The organism is Georgenia sp. SYP-B2076, assembly GCF_003991205.1.
In the GTDB taxonomy this organism is placed as follows: domain Bacteria; phylum Actinomycetota; class Actinomycetes; order Actinomycetales; family Actinomycetaceae; genus Georgenia.
In genome coordinates, this window is the sequence record NZ_RXOZ01000031.1 from 75,536 (window position 1) to 90,337 (window position 14,802).

Consider the following 14,802-nt stretch of genomic DNA (forward strand, 5'->3'; position numbering starts at 1 on the left):
ACTGTGACCGCTGCGCCGGGCCGTCCCGCCCCCCGTCTCGCTCCTGCACCGTCCAGCTGACCAAGTTAGGGACCGAACTCATGACACGTCGGGTCATAGCCGCCGCCGCGGCGATCCTGCTGGCCACCGTCGGGGCCTTCGTCCTGGTCGGCTACGTCGGCGCCGCGGACCAGCGCGCGATGGCCGGGATGGCGAGCACGAGCGTCCTCGTGGTCACCACCCCGGTCGCCGAGGGCACTCCCGCCGACCAGCTCGCCGGGCTGGTGACCGCCGAGGACCTGCCGGCCAAGGCGGTCGTCCCGGGCGCCGTCACCAGCCTGGACGAGCTCAGCGGCCTCGTCGCCACCGCCGATCTGCATCCCGGCGAGCAACTGCTCGCGGCCCGGTTCGCCGACACGGTGACCGAGATTGCGCCGACCACCGTCGAGGTCCCGGCAGGCATGCAGGAGGTCTCCGTCCTGCTCGAGCCGCAGCGCGTGGTCGGCGGTCGCGTCGCGGCGGGCGACACCGTAGGCGTCTTCATCTCTCTGGGTGGCGAGGCCCCGCAGACCCACCTCATCCTCAACAAGGCTCTCGTCACGCAAGTGCAGGGCGCAGTCCCCATCCCCGAGGGCGCCGCCCCTGCCACGGGCCTGGTCCCGGCGGCCGACACGGCGCCGGCGCCCGAGGCGGCCCCCACCTCGAGCGTCATGGTCACGCTTGCCCTCTCGGGGCCGGACGCCGAGCGCGTCGTCTTCGGCTCCGAGCACGGCACCGTCTGGCTGTCCAAGGAACCCGCCGCGGCCACCGTCGACGGCACCCGCATCGTCACCCGGGAGAACGTGTTCTGATGAGCCACATCCTGCTGGCGACCGCCTCGGCGGAGCTCGAGCACCGCATCCACGAAGCCACCCACGGGGACCTCTTCCCGCTCTCCCTCGGACCACTCCCCCAGGACACGCGGCAGCTCCTCTCCGCGACCGGCGGCGAGGCCCCGGGCGTCGTCGTCCTGGACGCCACCGGCTCGACCGAGCATGCGCTGGAGCTCGCGGCCGATCTGGGCCGGGAGTTCCCCGCCAACGTCGTCGTCCTCGTCAGCGACCTGGGGACGGAGCTGGCGCTCACCGCCATGCGCGTCGGGGTCCTCGACGTCCTCTCCCCGGACACCCCGACCCCCGATCTCACCCTCGCGCTCGACCGGGCGCGCCAGGTCGCCGAGCTGCGCAGGCACGCGGCGCTCACCGCAGCGCCCGGGATCGTCGCCGCCGCACCGGCGACGCCGCGTGGCCGCGTCATCAGTGTCGTCTCACCCAAGGGCGGGGTCGGCAAGACAACGGTTTCCACCAACCTCGCCGTCGGCCTGGCCAAGGCCGCCCCGCAGCGCGTGGTCCTGGTCGACCTCGACATCCAGTTCGGGGACGTCGCCCACGCGCTCAACCTCACGCCCGAGTACACGCTGCCCGACGCCGTCCGGCCGGCCGGCCACGACGCCATGGTCCTCAAGACCTACCTCACCCTGCACGAGACCGGCCTGTACGTCATCTGCGGCGCGGACACCCCGGCCGCGGCCGACGGCATCGAGGGCGAGCACGTCGCCGACCTGCTGCAGCTGCTCGCCACGGAGTTCGAGTACGTGGTGGTCGACACGGCGCCTGGGATGTCCGAGCACACCCTCGCCGCCATGGACCACACCACCGACCTGGTCCTCGTCACGAGCATGGACGTGCCGGGGGTGCGGGGGCTGCGCAAGGAGCTGGACACCCTCAACGACCTCGGGATGTTCACCGACGCCCGCCATATCGTCATCAACTTCGCCGACCCGAGCCGCGGGCTCTCGGAGGCGGACGTGCGGGCCACGCTCGGCGCCGACGTCGACCTGGTCCTGCCCCTGTCGAAGGCCGTCCCCGCCTCCGTCAACCAGGGTGTCCCCCTCCTGCACAGCGGCACCCGCGGGCCCGTGACCAAGGGGCTGCGCCAGCTCGTCGAACGCTTCGCGCCCGCCGTCCCGAACGTCCGGGTCCGCCGATCCTGGGTAGGTGCCCGATGAGCTTGTCCGAACGGCTCAAGATCAGAGCGCAGGGCGGCACCGCCGTCCCTGACCTGCTGGCGCCGTTCGCCGCGGCCTCGCGGCCGGCGCCCGGCGGTACCGCGCCCGACGCGGCGGCGCCCCTGGGTGCCGCGCCGGCCGTGCGAGGGGGCGCTGCGCCCGCTCTGGTCGCGCCCGCCGCGGGCGACCCCCGCCCGACCGTCCGCCCGGGCTCGCTCACGGCCAGGCATGCCGCGCCCACCGAGCCGCCGCCCATCAGCGACGCCCTGGCCAAGATGAAGGACCGCGCCGCGGCGGCGCTGTTCGAGCGCGTCGGCGGCCGCCTGAGCGACCCCACCCTGGGCGAGGACCAGCTCTACGCCCTCGTCCGGAGCGAGCTCGACCTGGTGGTCGAGGAGGAGAAGGTCCCCCTCACGGTCGAGGAGCGCAAGCGCCTGACCCGCGAGGTGAAGGACGACATCCTCGGCCTCGGGCCGTTGCAGCGCCTGCTCGACGACGAGAGCGTCACCGAGATCATGGTCAACGGACCGGATCTCGTCTACGTCGAGCAGCACGGCAAGCTGACCCGGAGCCAGGCCCACTTCTCCTCCGAGGAGCACCTGCGACGCATCATCGAGCGCATCGTCTCCAAGGTCGGCCGGCGCATCGACGAGTCCTCGCCCCTGGTCGACGCCCGGCTCCCCGACGGCTCGCGCGTCAACGCCGTCATCCCACCGCTGGCCTTCTCCGGATCGTCGCTCACCATCCGGAAGTTCGCGAAAGACCCCTACCTCGTCGACGACCTGGTCAAGTTCGGGACGATGAGCCCCGAGATGGCCGAGCTGCTCCGCGCATGCGTGGAGGCGCGCCTGAACATCATCGTCTCCGGCGGCACCGGCACCGGGAAGACGACCCTCCTCAACGTCCTCTCCTCCTTCATCCCGGAGGGCGACCGCATCGTCACCATCGAGGACGCCGTCGAGCTCCAGCTCCAGCAGGAGCACGTGGTCCAGCTCGAGTCCCGCCCCGCCAACACCGAGGGGAAGGGCGAGGTCACCATCCGGGACCTGGTCCGCAACTCCCTGCGGATGCGCCCCGACCGGATCGTCGTCGGCGAGGTCCGCGGCGGGGAGTCCCTGGACATGCTCCAGGCCATGAACACGGGCCACGACGGCTCCCTGTCCACCGTCCACGCGAACTCGCCCCGCGACGCCGTCGCCCGCCTGGAGACCCTCGTGCTCATGGCGGGCATGGACCTGCCCCTGCGGGCGATTCGCGAGCAGGTCACCGCCGCCGTCGACGTCATCGTCCAGCTCGCCCGGCTGCGCGACGGCACCCGCCGCGTCACGGCCATCACCGAGGTCCACGGCATGGAGGGGCAGACGGTCACCCTCCAGGACGCCTTCGTCTTCGACTACGCCGCCGGCGTGGACGCCTCCGGGCGCTTCCTCGGCACCACGGTCCCCACCGGTGTGCGCCCCCGCTTCACCGACCGCTTCGCCGAGCTCGGCATCACGCTCTCGCCCCACATCTTCGCCGCCCCCGCGACCGGGAGGGCCACGCGATGAGCGCCGCCCTCGCCTCTCCGGTCGCGATCACGGCCGTCGCCGCATGCTCCCTGGCGATCCTGGCCTGCACCTACCTCCTGCTGAGCCCCGGCCCGGCCCGGGTCCCGCTGGCGCGCCGCCGCCCCGGCGCCGAGGGCGCCGGACTGCTGGCGGGGGCCGCGAGCGCGGCCACCGGCGCGGTCGAGATGGTCCTGCGGCGTCGCGGCGTGCAGGTGGGCGCCCTGGAGCGCGCCGGCCTGAAGATGCGTCCCCAGGACCTCGTGTTCCTCGTCGCGATCGGTGCGCTGGCCGCGGGGGCGGCCGGCCTGGCCCTGTCCGGGCCGCTGCTCGGCCTCCTGCTCGCCCTCCTGGCGCCCGTCGGGGCCAAGGTCCACCTCGGCGTGCTCACCCGTCGGCGCCAGCGCGCGTTCGCCGACCAGCTCGGCGACTCCCTGCAGCTGCTGGCCTCGAGCCTGCGGGCGGGGCACAGCCTGCCGCAGGCCCTGGCCTCGGTCGCCCACGAGGCGGAGGAGCCGACGTCGGAGGAGTTCGCCCGGGTCATCAACGAGACGCGGATGGGCCGCGACCTCGCCGAGGCGCTGGAGGAGACCGCCGCCCGCACGGGCAACCAGGACTTCGTCTGGGTCACCCAGGCGATCGCCATCAACCGGGAGGTCGGCGGGAACCTCGCCGAGGTCCTCGACGGCGTGGGGCACACCATCCGCGAGCGCCATCAGATCCGCCGGCAGGTCAAGGCGCTGTCCGCCGAGGGCAAGCTCTCCGCCTACATCCTCATGGCGCTGCCCTTCGGGATCGTCGGGTTCCTGTCCCTGAGCAACCCCGCGTACATCGCCAAGTTCACCCAGAGCATCATCGGCTACGGCCTCATCGGCCTCAGCGCCGTGCTGCTCGTCGTCGGCGGCTTCTGGCTCAGCAAGACCGTCAAGATCACGTTCTGACGCCGACCGGAAAGGAGGCGGTCGTGCCCGCTCTCGTGCTCACTGCCATCGCCGCCCTCAGCGTGTCCCTGCCCGTCCTCGCGTGGGCCGTGCTCGCGGGCCCGAACCGCGCGCACCGCCGCGCCGTCGCCAACCTGCAGCGGGGGCTCCCGACCGCGGGCCCCGGCGCCTCCCGGCCGACCCTCGGCGACCTGGCAGACCTGTCGCGCAAGCTGACCCCCGCCCGGTCCCTCCGGTCGCTGGACCGGATGCTCGCCCGGGCCGGCCGCCCCGCGGCCTGGCCCCTGGACCGCATCGTGGCGGTCAAGCTGGTGCTCGGCGCCACCGCCCTGGCCCTCGGCATCCTGTACGCCACGGTGATGCCGGGCGCGGTCCCGAAGGTGCTGGCGCTGTGCGTGACCGCCGTCGCCTACCTCCTGCCCGAGATCCTCCTGTACAACCTCGGGACCAAGCGCAGCGAGCAGCTCCAGCTCGACCTGCCCGACACCCTCGACCAGATGACCATCGCTGTCGAGGCCGGGCTGGGGTTCGACTCCGCCATGGCCAGGGCCGGCAAGAACGGCACCGGGCCGCTGGCCGAGGAGCTCGTCCGCACCCTGCAGGACATCCAGCTCGGGCAGTCCCGCCGCCAGGCGTACGACGCCTTCGCGGGGCGCACGGACGTGGCCGACCTGCGCCGCTTCATCCGCGCCCTGGTCCAGGCCGACTCCTACGGCATCGCCGTCGGCGACGTGCTGCGCAGCCAGGCCGCCGAGATGCGGCTGAAGCGGCGGCAGCGGGCCGAGGAGAAGGCCATGCAGATCCCCGTGAAGGTCATCTTCCCGCTCATCGTCTGCATCCTTCCCGTGCTGTTCATCGTGCTGCTCGGCCCCGCGGTGATGGACATCGTCGCGGCCTTCAGCGAGTAGGGGACAGCGCCGATGCCCGCCGCCGTCCTCCTCGCCGCCCTCGCCACCGCCGGCGGCGCGCTGGCTTTGGGGCCGTGGATGCGCACGGTTGCGCGGACGCGGTCACGCTGGCTGACCTCGGGCGCCCATGTGGTGCTCGCCGGGGCGTTGGGGGCGGGGGCCGCGCTGCTCGCGCGCACCTGGGCGGAGCTGGCGGCCTTCGCGCTGCTCGCGCTCGCCTGCGCGGTGCTCGCTGTCATCGACCTGGCGACCTACCGGCTGCCCGACGTCATCGTCGGGCCGATGTACCCGCTCCTCTTCGGGGCGCTGACGCTCGCGGCCGCCGTCGACGGCGACTGGGGCCGGCTCGGGCGGGCCGCCGCGGGCGCCGCCGTGGTCACCGTCGGGTACTTCGCGCTCGCCTACGCCTCCCCGTCCGGGCTCGGGCTGGGGGACGTGAAGCTGTCCGGCCTGCTGGGCGGGTTCCTCGGGTGGCTGGGCTGGTCGCAGGTGCTCCTCGGCAGCCTCGCCGCGTTCGTGCTCAGTGCCTGCGTGGCCGGGGTGCTGCTCCTGGCCCGGCGGGCGGACCGGAGCACGGAGTTCCCGTTCGGCCCATGGATGGTGGCCGGCGCGGTCCTGGGGGCCTGGTTGGCGCCGACCTTCATGGCGTGAGACGACCACGCGCCGTGCGAGCCGCTCGTGCTCGGCGCCGGGGCGGCCAACCTCGCGGGGTGCGAGCCCCCCATTGACGCCGGCGGCTTTCCCCGTCAGCCCCATGATCTGCGCGGACGGGGTCTCGCCCCTCGGCACCGTCGCTACGCTCCCGAGCATGCGGTCACAACGTGGTGGCTTTCCCTGGCGCACCGTCCCGGTCGCGCTTGCCGTGATGATCTCCCTCGTCGCGCTGGCGTCGGCGCCCGCGGCCCATGCCCAGACCGGCGCCGAGCCCCAGGCCGAGATGGAGGCCGAGATGCAGGCCGAGGCCAAGTCGATGCGCCTGTTCATCTCCCCGCACCCGGACGACGAGATGGAGGGCTGGGCGGCCGTGGACGAGGTGCGCCCGTCGGCCTACACGGTCTTCATCACGCTCACCCATGGGGAGGCCACCGGCTACTGCCAGCCGGCCGTCCTCGCCGTGAGCCTGCAGGCGGATCTCGGCGAACGGCCCCCCAACCCGACGCCGGCCGGCAAGTTCTCCCCCACGTGTGCGCAGGCACGCATCGACTCATGGCTGGCCTTCCACGACGGCGCCGCTGCGGTCACCTCCAGCGCGAAGATCGGGGCCGCGGCCGGGACGACCCTCACGCTCGGCCCGGTGCCCGGGCTGCCGCAGCCGACCAACCCCCACGCGAGCATCGGCGCGACGCGGGCGCAGGCGTGGATCGGGCCGCGCGGCGCCCGCTTGGCGCTGGACCTCGGAGACGGCAACCTGACGACGGCCGAGGTGCAGTGGGCGATCAAGGCGGTCCTCGCGCTGCGGGGCGGTGCCCTGCCGAACCTGCCGCTGTCCACGATGATCGCGGCGTCCTACGTCAACAAGGCCGACGACGGCGCCATCCCGTACGCCCACCCCGACCACATCGCCGAGACCGACGCCGTCAAGAGCCTCGCGGGCCTGGCCGGGGACGGCGGCGTCTGGATCGCCACCAGCCCCTACGACGACCGCGCCGACGAGGCGTTCACCCTCAGCAAGAGCGACTACAAGGTGCTGATGGGCGTGAGCTCGACCCTGCAGAAGCGTAAGGGCGCCCACCAGGTCGCCTTCGGTTGGCTGACCAGGGGCTACTGGCCCACCGGCAAGCTGCCCCTGGCCGAGACCGAGGTCATCTTCCCCCGGCAGGCGACGTTCAGGTACGTGTCCAACCCGGGGAGCGCCGGCCAGCCGCCGGCCTGACCCCTGCGCGGGTACGGTGGCCGCCCGTGACCGTGCCACATGAGGCCGACCCCGCCTCCACGTCCCCTGGACGCACCGGCGACGCCGCGGCCCCCGCCGCCCGGGCGGCCAGGCCCGGCCGCATCACGGCGCTGGACTGGGCGCGCGGCCTCTTCGTCGTCGTCTTCGTGTCCACCGAGACGGTGCTCGCGCCCCGGCCGGCCCAGCTGGTGCACGCCACCTGGGGCGGCGTCATCGCCTACGACCTGATCTTCCCGCTGTTCGTGGTCCTCTCCGGGGCGGGCCTGGCCCTCGCGCACAGGAACGAGGTGCCCGGCCGGGTGACGGCCCGCCACGCGCTGGTGCTCCTGCTCGCGGGCCTCGCGTACAACGCGGTCACGACGCCGGGCCCGACCTGGGGCACCTTCCGCCTCACCGGCCCGCTGCAGGTCTTCGCGGTGCTCGTGCTCGTCGTCGCCGCCGCGCACCGGCAGGTGCGCACGGCCCGCGGCTGGGCGGTCACCACGGTCGTGGCCGCCGTGGTGCTGACCGGGGCGCTGCGGTGGTGGGCCGCCGGGTGCCCCGCCGGTGCGCTGACCCCCGACTGCAACCCCTCCCTCGCCATCGACGGCCGGCTGCTGGGCGAGCACATGTACGTGCAGGGACGCCTCGGCCACGACCCGGAGGGCCTGGTGGCCATCGCCGGCGCGTTCGTCACCGCCGCGGTCGGCGTGACGGCCGGGCACCTCATGGTGCGCCACCGCAGCTCCCGGCTCGCCCCCGTGTGGCTGCTGGGCTGGGCCGCCGCGGTGATCGGCGTCGGCGTCGTGCTCGCGCAGTGGGTGGAGCCGATGAAGCGGCTGTGGACGCCGAGCTTCGCGCTGGTGGCCGCGGGCCTGGGCGTGGTGATCCTCGCGGTCGGCTTCCTCCTGCACGACGCGCCGGCGCCCGCGTGGTGGGGGCGCGTGCGGGGCCGGCTAGCGGTGCCGCTCGTGGCGCTCGGCCGCAACAGCCTGCTCGTGTACGTCGGCGCCAGCGCGGTCCACAACCTGCTCCTGCGCACCGGTGACCCCTCGGCCGCCGTCCGCATCGGCGACGCGGTCTCGCTCGACGCCGACCCCCGGCTCGAGTTCACGCTCCTGTCCCTGGCCGCATGGTGGCTGCTGGCGCTGGTGCTGCACGCCCGCCGGATCTACGTGCACGCGTAGGTCCCCCATTCAGCACGCCACACCGAGCGGATCGGCACCCGGCAGACGACCGGTGCCCCCGCTGCCCATGACGGGCAACGGGGGCACCGATGCGATCCACATTCGGCCCGGCAGGGCTCAGGTCAGCAGCCGCGCTGGGTTGTCGCGCACGAGCTGCCCGAGCATCTCCTCGGCCACGCCGCGCTGGCGCAGCATGGCGAGGAACACGGTGGGCACGAACGCCCACCCGTTCCCGCCGTGCTGGGTCCACATCTGCTTGAGGAACAGGTCGTGGCTGAGCACCAGCTGCCCGCCGTAGCCGGCACCGATGAGCGCCGTCACCGCGTCGGCCGTCTGCACCGGCGTGGGCGAGACGCCCTCCTTGGGGAAGGTGATGTCCAGGCCGATCATGTCGAACTCCAGCCACACGCCGCGGTCGAGCAGGGCGTGCTGGTAGTCGGGGTCGTCGCCGGAGGGGTCCGCGTGGGCCAGGGAGACCTTGGCGGGGTCGACGCCGACCTCGCCGAGCACGATGTCGAGCACGTCGTGCGCGTAGCGCTCCCAGCCGGGCAGGTGGATGTTCAGCGCGACCTCCGGGTGGTTGAGCTGCGCGAGGCCGGCGGCTCGCAGGGACGCCTTCTCCCCGTCGGTGAAGGACGGCGAGATGCCGATCTCCCCGATCATGCCCGCCCTGATGCCGGCTTCCCCGACGCCGTGGTCGAGGTCGTCGCCGATCGCCTGAGCCTGCGCGTCCACGCTGCGCCCGGTGATGGCCGCGCCCTCGAACTTCTCCAGGTAGGCCCCGGTCGACATCACCACGTTCAGGCCCGTGGCCTCGGCGACGGCGCGCAGCCGCCCGGGGTTGCGCCCGATCGCGGGAGTCCCGGTCGCGTCGACGATCGTGCGCCCGCCCACCTCGGCGAACGCCCGCACCTCGGCTACGACGTCCGCGACCGGCTTGTCCGCCATGTTGTCGGCGCTGGCGTACGGGTCCTGGCGCAGCGCCCACATGGTCGAGGCGCTGACCTTCGCGCCCACCAGGACGCGTGAGAAGTCGTAGGACGGCTCGTCGACCACCCCGGAGAGGTCGTTGAACAGGTGCTCGTGCGGCAGGACGACGCCGAGGTCCGCGCGGGCGACGGGCCCGGTGACCGTCTGCAGGTAGCCCGGCCCGGCGCTCATGCGACCACGTCGTCCGTCGCGACGGCGCGGCGGGAGGGAATCATCGCGATGCCGGCGGCCACAAGCGCCACCAGCGTGCCGACGAGGGTCACCGCGTAGACGGTGTGGCCCAGTGCCGGCACGAAGGCGTCGATCATGACCGAGCCGATGAGCTGGCCGGCGGTGGAGCACAGGCCGAGCAGCAGCAGCCCGAGGCCGCGGACGAGCAGGGCCATCAGCGCGATGGACAGCAGGCCGAGGGGGCCGCCGAGGTACATCCACCAGGTGCCCGGCAGCGCGAAGTCGACGCCGGAGGCGGCGGCGCGCACCAGGTAGGCGATCAGCAGGGCGGTGAAGCCGACGAGGAAGTTCCAGCCGATCGAGACGAGCATCGAGCCGGTGGCGTGGGCGACGTTGGAGTTACCGGCGGGCTGCCAGCCGGCCAGGAGGCCACCGACGAAGGGCAGGATCGCGAACGCGATGAGGTGCGGGGCCTCGAAGTTCGGGGAGATCACGATGACCGTGGAGGCCACCGCGAGCACCGCGCCCGCGACGCGCGGCAGGGACAGGGGCTGCTTGAGGGCCACCCCCACCCCGAGGCGGTCGCAGACCACGCCGGAGATGACCATGCCGGAGATCAGGGAGATCTGGAACGTGGCCACACCGAGCGCGCCGACGGACACGCCCTCGGAGAGCACGATCACGGCGCCGCACAGGCCGGCGAGGAAGTTCCAGCGCGGCAGGCGACGCTCCTTGATGATCGTCGGGATGGCCAGGGCCTGCTCGCGCGTGCGCTTGCGGGAGAAGACGATGACGAACATCAGCACGAGGCCGGTGCCGAAGGAGATGAGGGCGGCGGCGTGGCCGTCGCCGAGCCAGGTGCCCAGCTGGCCGTTGACCGCGGACTGCATCGGGCCGAGCGTGCCGGCCAGCACCGTGGCGGCCGCGAAGAGCGCCGTGGCGGTGGTGCGCCGGCTGTTGCGGCGCTGGACGGGGGCGTCGGCTACGGCGGTGACGCCCGACGGCGGAGTTGACTGCATCGTTGCTTCTCTCTCTACCTAGGTGTGGTGCCTGTTGCTAGATCTGGTCCCGGCGGGGCAGGGAGTCCATCGCCCCGTGCCGGGTGGTCGTGGCGGCGGCGACGCGGGTGGCCCAGCGGGCCGCGTCGGTGAGGTCGGCGCCGTCGAGCAGCGCGTCGACGAGGCCGGCGCAGAAGCTGTCGCCGGCGGCGGTGGTGTCCACGGCGTCGACCCGCCGGGCGGGGATGTGCACGGCGTCGCCGCCCTGGTCCAGGACGAGCGCGCCGTCGGCGCCGAGGGTGACGACCCAGGCGACCGGGACGTCGAGGGTCCGGGCTGCCGTCTCGACGTCGGCCAGGCTCCGCGGCTCCGCGGCGAGCCCGGCGAGGTTGCCCAGCTCGAAACGGTTGGGGACGACGACGTCGAAGCGGGCCAGCAGGTCCGGGTCCAGCGGTCCCTTCGCCGGTGCCGGGTTGAGCACCGTGAGGCCGGTGGCCGCCTCGGTGACGGCGCCGAGCGCCTCCACCGGCGTCTCGAGCTGGCACAGCACCGCGCGGGCGGCGGCGACGACGTCGCGGTGGCGGCGCACGAACTCGCCGGTGACGCGATCGTTCGCGCCGGCGTTGACGATGATCGTCGACTCCGGACGTTCCCAGAGCACGATCGCCGTGCCGGTGACGTCGTCGGCGCAGGCCACCGCGGCGGTGTCGACGCCCTCCTCGCCCAGGCGGCGCAGCACCTCGGCGGCGGCGTCGTCGTTGCCGACGGCGCCGACCATCGCGACGGTGCGCCCGAGCCGGGCGGCGGCCGCGGCCTGGTTGGCCCCCTTGCCGCCGGTGGCCTTGTGCATGCCCCGGGCCAGGATGGTCTCGCCGCTGCGCGGGATGGCCGCGACCTCGAGGCGGAGGTCCAGGTTGATGCTGCCCACGACGACGACGTCGGTGCGTTGCGCAGTCATGTCAGCGTCCGGCGCCGGCCTTGGCGAGCGAGGTCGGCTCGGCGTCCTCCCCGGCGAGCCAGCGCACCGCCTGGTCGAACAGGCGCCCGTAGCCGTCCCAGTCCATGAACTCGCGCGGGGCCCAGTGCGGGGAGATGTCGGAGGCGAACGCAAGGGTCCGGCCGCGCCCGACCGTGCGCACGAGCAGCAGCGGCGCGTCCTCGATGGTGGCCAGCACGGTGGCGTCCTCGCGGGCCTCGAGGCGCTGGTAGCCGAGCAGGATCGGCCAGTCGCGCTCCAGGCCGGCGGTGACCGGGTGCTCGGCCGCGGTGCGCGTGCCGCCGATCCCCTCGGGGGTCTCCACGCGGTCGTCGTAGGGGGAGATCCGCACCGGCAGGACGTCCTCGACGGCGGTGCGGTGGTAGTTGGCGCGCCCCTGGAAGCCCTGGAAGCTCAGGTACCCGCCGGCCATGGCGAGGCCGCCCCCGCGGCGAACCCACTCGGCCAGCAGCTTGAGCCGGTTGGGCGCGGGGCGCCCCTGGGCGAACACCACCGGAGGCAGCAGCAGGGAGTTGGAGCCGATGTCGGAGAGGATGACGACGTCGTAGGCGTCCAGCTCCGCCAGCGTGGACGGGAACTGCTCGGCCACGTCGTGGGAACGCAGGTGGGTCACGTGGTGGCCGGCCTCGGCCAGCGCGGCGAGCAGCTCCGCGCAGCCGATCTCGACCTGTGCGTGCGGGAACGCGTCGTACCCCTTGTAGTCGGTCACCGCACTGACCCAGGACTCCCCTGCCAGCAGTACTCGCATCATTGCTCCAGCCTCATCGCTCCGTGCGCGTCCGTTGCGCAAACCGTTGCGTAGACCCTAGGCCGTGGCGCGACGCCCGTCAAAACGGCATGATGGCGTCCAGTAGCAACGGATGAGGCGGCGCCCAGCCGCGACGGAGGAACGATGACGCTCACCCAGGTCGCCCGGGAAGCGGGGGTCTCGGTCTCGACGGTCTCCCGCTACCTGCGCGGACAGCTCAAGGTCCACGACACGACCGCACAAAAGATTGACCACGCCGTGCGCGAGACCGGGTACCGGGTGGACGCGCCGGCCCGCGAAGACTTCATCGCGCTGATCGTCCCCGAGCTCGGCAACCCGTTCTACGCCTCGCTCGCCGAGGCATGCACGACTCTGGCGGCAGAGGCGGGGGTCTCCGTGGTGGTCGCCGTCTCCGGCCGGCGGCACCGCCGCGAGTCCACGCTCAGCGCCCAGCTCACCGCCGCGAGCAACGTGGGCGGGCTGATCTACGCCGGCATGAACCGCACCAACGACGAGCTGCAGCGCGCCGTGGCCGACGGCTTCCCCGTGGTCGTCCTCGACGAGGAGATCGACCTGGGCCCGGACGCGACCGTGCCCACCGTGACGGTGGACAACTACGGCGGCGCCTACCAGGCCACGAGCTACCTGGCGACCATGGGGCACCGGCGCATCGCCCACGTCTCCGGCCCGCCCGCGCTGCTGACCTCCCAGGAGCGCCTGCGCGGCTACCGGGACGCGCTCGCCGCGCACGGGCTGGAGGTCGACGAGGACCTCGTGCTGCACGGGCCCTACACCGAGCAGTACGGCGCGAGCGTGCTGCCCTACCTCACGCGTGGCACCGCCGCGCCCACGGCAGTGTTCGTGGGCAGCGACATCGTGGCGGTCGGGATCCTCAGCGCCGCGGAGCTGCACGGCCTGCGCATCCCCGAGGATCTCTCCGTGGTGGGCTGCGACGGCATCCAGCTCGGCCAGTGGCTCCGCCCCCAGCTGACCACCCTCGCCCAGCCGATCCACGAGCTCGCCCGCACCGCCCTCGATACCCTGCGCACGGCCGCCGAGGGGCCGCAGGAGCCGGTCCGCACCGTCCTGCCACTGCAGCTGGTGGTGCGCGGTTCGGTCGCGGCGCCGAGGCCCGGGGCTACCCACTGACACCTAGCCGGGGCGGCCCCAGGCGGGCATAACCACGGCGGCCGGCCCGGAACGCCCCACGGCGCGGCGGCGCAACCCGGGTACCGTCACCTGCCGTGACAACAACGTCGTCCGATAGTCTCGCCCTCGACGCGCGGCACGCGCCACGGCCGGCCGAGGGCACGCCCCGCCCCGCCGACGTCGCCGCCGCGAAGCCGGGGCGGATCACCGCCCTGGACTGGGCGCGCGGGCTCTTCCTCATCCTCTCCGTGTGCTCGGAGGCCGTGCTCGCGCCGCGACCGGAGCAGCTCGTGCACGCCACGTGGTCCGGCATCACGGCCTACGACCTGATCTTCCCGCTCTTCGTCACCCTCTCCGGCGCGGGCCTGGCCCTCGCGTACAAGAACCGGGCGCCCGCGCGGGTGACGGCCCGCCGCGTCGTGGTGCTCCTGCTCGCGGGGCTGGCCTACAACGCGGTCACGACGGCGGAGCTGACCTGGGAGACGTTCCGCCTCACCGGCCCGCTCCAGGTCTACGCCGTGCTCGTGCTCGTCATCGCCGTCCTGCACCGGTGGGTGCACACCGCCCGCGGCTGGGCGCTGACCACCCTGCTGGTCGCCGCAGCCGTCGCCGTTGCCCTGGCCTGGTGGGCCACCGGGTGCGCCACCGGAGCGCTGACGCCGGAGTGCAACCCGTCCCTCGTCATCGACGGCCGGCTCCTGGGCAGCCACATGTACGCGCAGGGGCGCCTCGGGCACGACCCGGAGGGCCTGGTCGCCATCGCCGGCACGTTCGTCACCGCCGCCGCCGGGGTGACGGCCGGGCACCTGATGGTGCGCTACCGCCGCTCCCCGCTCGCCCCCGCATGGCTGCTCGGTTGGGCGGCCGTCGCACTCGGCGCCGGCGTGCTGCTCGCCCAGTGGGTCGAGCCGATGAAACGCCTGTGGACGCCGAGCTTCGCACTGCTGGCCGCGGGCCTCGGCGTGGCGATCCTCGCGATCGGCTTCCTTCTCCACGACGTCCCGGCTCCCGCCTGGTGGGCCGGGCTGCGCGGCCGGCTTGCGGTGCTGCTCGTGGCGCTGGGCCGCAACAGCCTGCTCGTGTACTTCGGCTCCCACGTGGTCCACTCGCTGCTGCTGCGCTCGGGCGAGCCGTCCGCCGCCGTGCGCATCGCCGAGGCGGTGGCCCGCGACGCCGACCCGCGCCTGGAGTTCGTGCTGCTGTCGCTGGCGGCGTGGTGGCTGTTGGCGCTGGTGCTGCACAGTCGCCGCATCTATGTGCACGCGTGACG

The 14,802-nt window shown here is 73.6% G+C and carries 14 protein-coding genes and 1 pseudogene; 11 read left to right on the forward strand and 4 right to left on the reverse strand.

Going from position 1 to position 14,802, the window contains the following annotated elements:
* Positions 1-80: 80 nt before the first annotated feature.
* The 8 genes from EJK16_RS11630 to EJK16_RS11665 all read left to right on the forward strand — a co-directional run bounded on the left by EJK16_RS11630 (position 81) and on the right by EJK16_RS11665 (position 8,479).
* On the forward strand, positions 81-830 hold the full coding sequence (locus tag EJK16_RS11630; RefSeq protein WP_127129477.1) for a Flp pilus assembly protein CpaB: 750 nt from the start codon (positions 81-83) through the stop codon (positions 828-830).
* Complete coding sequence (locus EJK16_RS11635) at positions 830-2,026, forward strand: AAA family ATPase (protein WP_127129479.1); 1,197 nt, start codon at positions 830-832, stop codon at positions 2,024-2,026. The genes EJK16_RS11630 and EJK16_RS11635 overlap by 1 nt, the downstream gene beginning before the upstream one ends.
* Positions 2,023-3,573: a CpaF family protein gene (locus tag EJK16_RS11640; RefSeq protein WP_205739730.1), complete on the forward strand. Its 1,551-nt coding sequence runs from the start codon at positions 2,023-2,025 to the stop codon at positions 3,571-3,573. Before EJK16_RS11635 ends, EJK16_RS11640 begins: the two co-directional genes overlap by 4 nt.
* Entirely contained in the window at positions 3,570-4,511 is a 942-nt protein-coding gene (locus tag EJK16_RS11645; RefSeq protein ID WP_127129481.1) for a type II secretion system F family protein, read from the forward strand. The genes EJK16_RS11640 and EJK16_RS11645 overlap by 4 nt, the downstream gene beginning before the upstream one ends.
* 23 nt (positions 4,512-4,534) lie before the next feature.
* Entirely contained in the window at positions 4,535-5,419 is an 885-nt protein-coding gene (locus tag EJK16_RS11650) for a type II secretion system F family protein (RefSeq protein WP_127129483.1), read from the forward strand.
* A 12-nt stretch (positions 5,420-5,431) separates the two neighbouring features.
* Positions 5,432-6,070 carry a prepilin peptidase gene (locus EJK16_RS11655; RefSeq protein WP_127129485.1) on the forward strand — a complete coding sequence of 213 codons (639 nt, stop codon included), beginning with the start codon at positions 5,432-5,434 and terminating at the stop codon, positions 6,068-6,070.
* A 157-nt stretch (positions 6,071-6,227) separates the two neighbouring features.
* The gene (locus tag EJK16_RS19610) at positions 6,228-7,292 is read left to right on the forward strand and encodes a hypothetical protein (protein ID WP_164737316.1); all 1,065 of its coding nucleotides are present in this window, start codon (positions 6,228-6,230) and stop codon (positions 7,290-7,292) included.
* A gap of 26 nt (positions 7,293-7,318) precedes the next feature.
* Complete coding sequence (locus tag EJK16_RS11665; protein ID WP_164737317.1) at positions 7,319-8,479, forward strand: heparan-alpha-glucosaminide N-acetyltransferase domain-containing protein; 1,161 nt, start codon at positions 7,319-7,321, stop codon at positions 8,477-8,479.
* Between the two features lie 117 nt (positions 8,480-8,596).
* Here the strand turns inward: EJK16_RS11665 and EJK16_RS11670 are convergent, their stop codons facing one another.
* From EJK16_RS11670 to EJK16_RS11685, 4 genes are read right to left on the reverse strand one after another with little or no spacing between them, the layout of a single operon-like run.
* On the reverse strand, positions 8,597-9,640 hold the full coding sequence (locus EJK16_RS11670; protein ID WP_127129491.1) for a phosphotriesterase: 1,044 nt from the start codon (positions 9,638-9,640) through the stop codon (positions 8,597-8,599).
* Positions 9,637-10,659 carry a DMT family transporter gene (locus EJK16_RS11675; protein ID WP_127129493.1) on the reverse strand — a complete coding sequence of 341 codons (1,023 nt, stop codon included), beginning with the start codon at positions 10,657-10,659 and terminating at the stop codon, positions 9,637-9,639. Before EJK16_RS11675 ends, EJK16_RS11670 begins: the two co-directional genes overlap by 4 nt.
* A 37-nt stretch (positions 10,660-10,696) precedes the next feature.
* Positions 10,697-11,596, reverse strand: coding sequence for a PfkB family carbohydrate kinase (locus EJK16_RS11680; protein ID WP_127129495.1), 900 nt, complete (start codon positions 11,594-11,596; stop codon positions 10,697-10,699).
* A gap of 1 nt (position 11,597) precedes the next feature.
* Positions 11,598-12,383 carry a glutamine amidotransferase gene (locus tag EJK16_RS11685; RefSeq protein WP_240645983.1) on the reverse strand — a complete coding sequence of 262 codons (786 nt, stop codon included), beginning with the start codon at positions 12,381-12,383 and terminating at the stop codon, positions 11,598-11,600.
* Positions 12,384-12,524: 141 nt separating this feature from the next.
* Here EJK16_RS11685 and EJK16_RS20645 point away from each other — a divergent pair.
* From EJK16_RS20645 to EJK16_RS11695, 3 genes and pseudogenes are all read left to right on the forward strand, one after another.
* A pseudogene (locus EJK16_RS20645) lies at positions 12,525-12,650 on the forward strand (LacI family DNA-binding transcriptional regulator); the annotation flags it as partial.
* A gap of 12 nt (positions 12,651-12,662) precedes the next feature.
* Positions 12,663-13,532 (forward strand): LacI family DNA-binding transcriptional regulator, encoded by an 870-nt coding sequence (locus EJK16_RS11690; RefSeq protein ID WP_370276035.1) that lies wholly within the window; start codon positions 12,663-12,665, stop codon positions 13,530-13,532.
* A 95-nt stretch (positions 13,533-13,627) separates the two neighbouring features.
* Positions 13,628-14,800: a heparan-alpha-glucosaminide N-acetyltransferase domain-containing protein gene (locus EJK16_RS11695; protein WP_127129501.1), complete on the forward strand. Its 1,173-nt coding sequence runs from the start codon at positions 13,628-13,630 to the stop codon at positions 14,798-14,800.
* Positions 14,801-14,802 lie beyond the last annotated feature (2 nt).

Bases quoted from the DNA above. Each gene is read 5' to 3' on its own strand.
- EJK16_RS11630 (WP_127129477.1), top strand. From the start codon at position 81: ATGACACGTCGGGTCATAGCCGCCGCCGCGGCGATCCTGCTGGCCACC.
- EJK16_RS11635 (WP_127129479.1), top strand. From the start codon at position 830: ATGAGCCACATCCTGCTGGCGACCGCCTCGGCGGAGCTCGAGCACCGC.
- EJK16_RS11640 (WP_205739730.1), top strand. From the start codon at position 2,023: ATGAGCTTGTCCGAACGGCTCAAGATCAGAGCGCAGGGCGGCACCGCC.
- EJK16_RS11645 (WP_127129481.1), top strand. From the start codon at position 3,570: ATGAGCGCCGCCCTCGCCTCTCCGGTCGCGATCACGGCCGTCGCCGCA.
- EJK16_RS11655 (WP_127129485.1), top strand. From the start codon at position 5,432: ATGCCCGCCGCCGTCCTCCTCGCCGCCCTCGCCACCGCCGGCGGCGCG.
- EJK16_RS19610 (WP_164737316.1), top strand. From the start codon at position 6,228: ATGCGGTCACAACGTGGTGGCTTTCCCTGGCGCACCGTCCCGGTCGCG.
- EJK16_RS11670 (WP_127129491.1), bottom strand. From the start codon at position 9,640: ATGAGCGCCGGGCCGGGCTACCTGCAGACGGTCACCGGGCCCGTCGCC.
- EJK16_RS11675 (WP_127129493.1), bottom strand. From the start codon at position 10,659: ATGCAGTCAACTCCGCCGTCGGGCGTCACCGCCGTAGCCGACGCCCCC.
- EJK16_RS11680 (WP_127129495.1), bottom strand. From the start codon at position 11,596: ATGACTGCGCAACGCACCGACGTCGTCGTCGTGGGCAGCATCAACCTG.
- EJK16_RS11685 (WP_240645983.1), bottom strand. From the start codon at position 12,383: ATGCGAGTACTGCTGGCAGGGGAGTCCTGGGTCAGTGCGGTGACCGAC.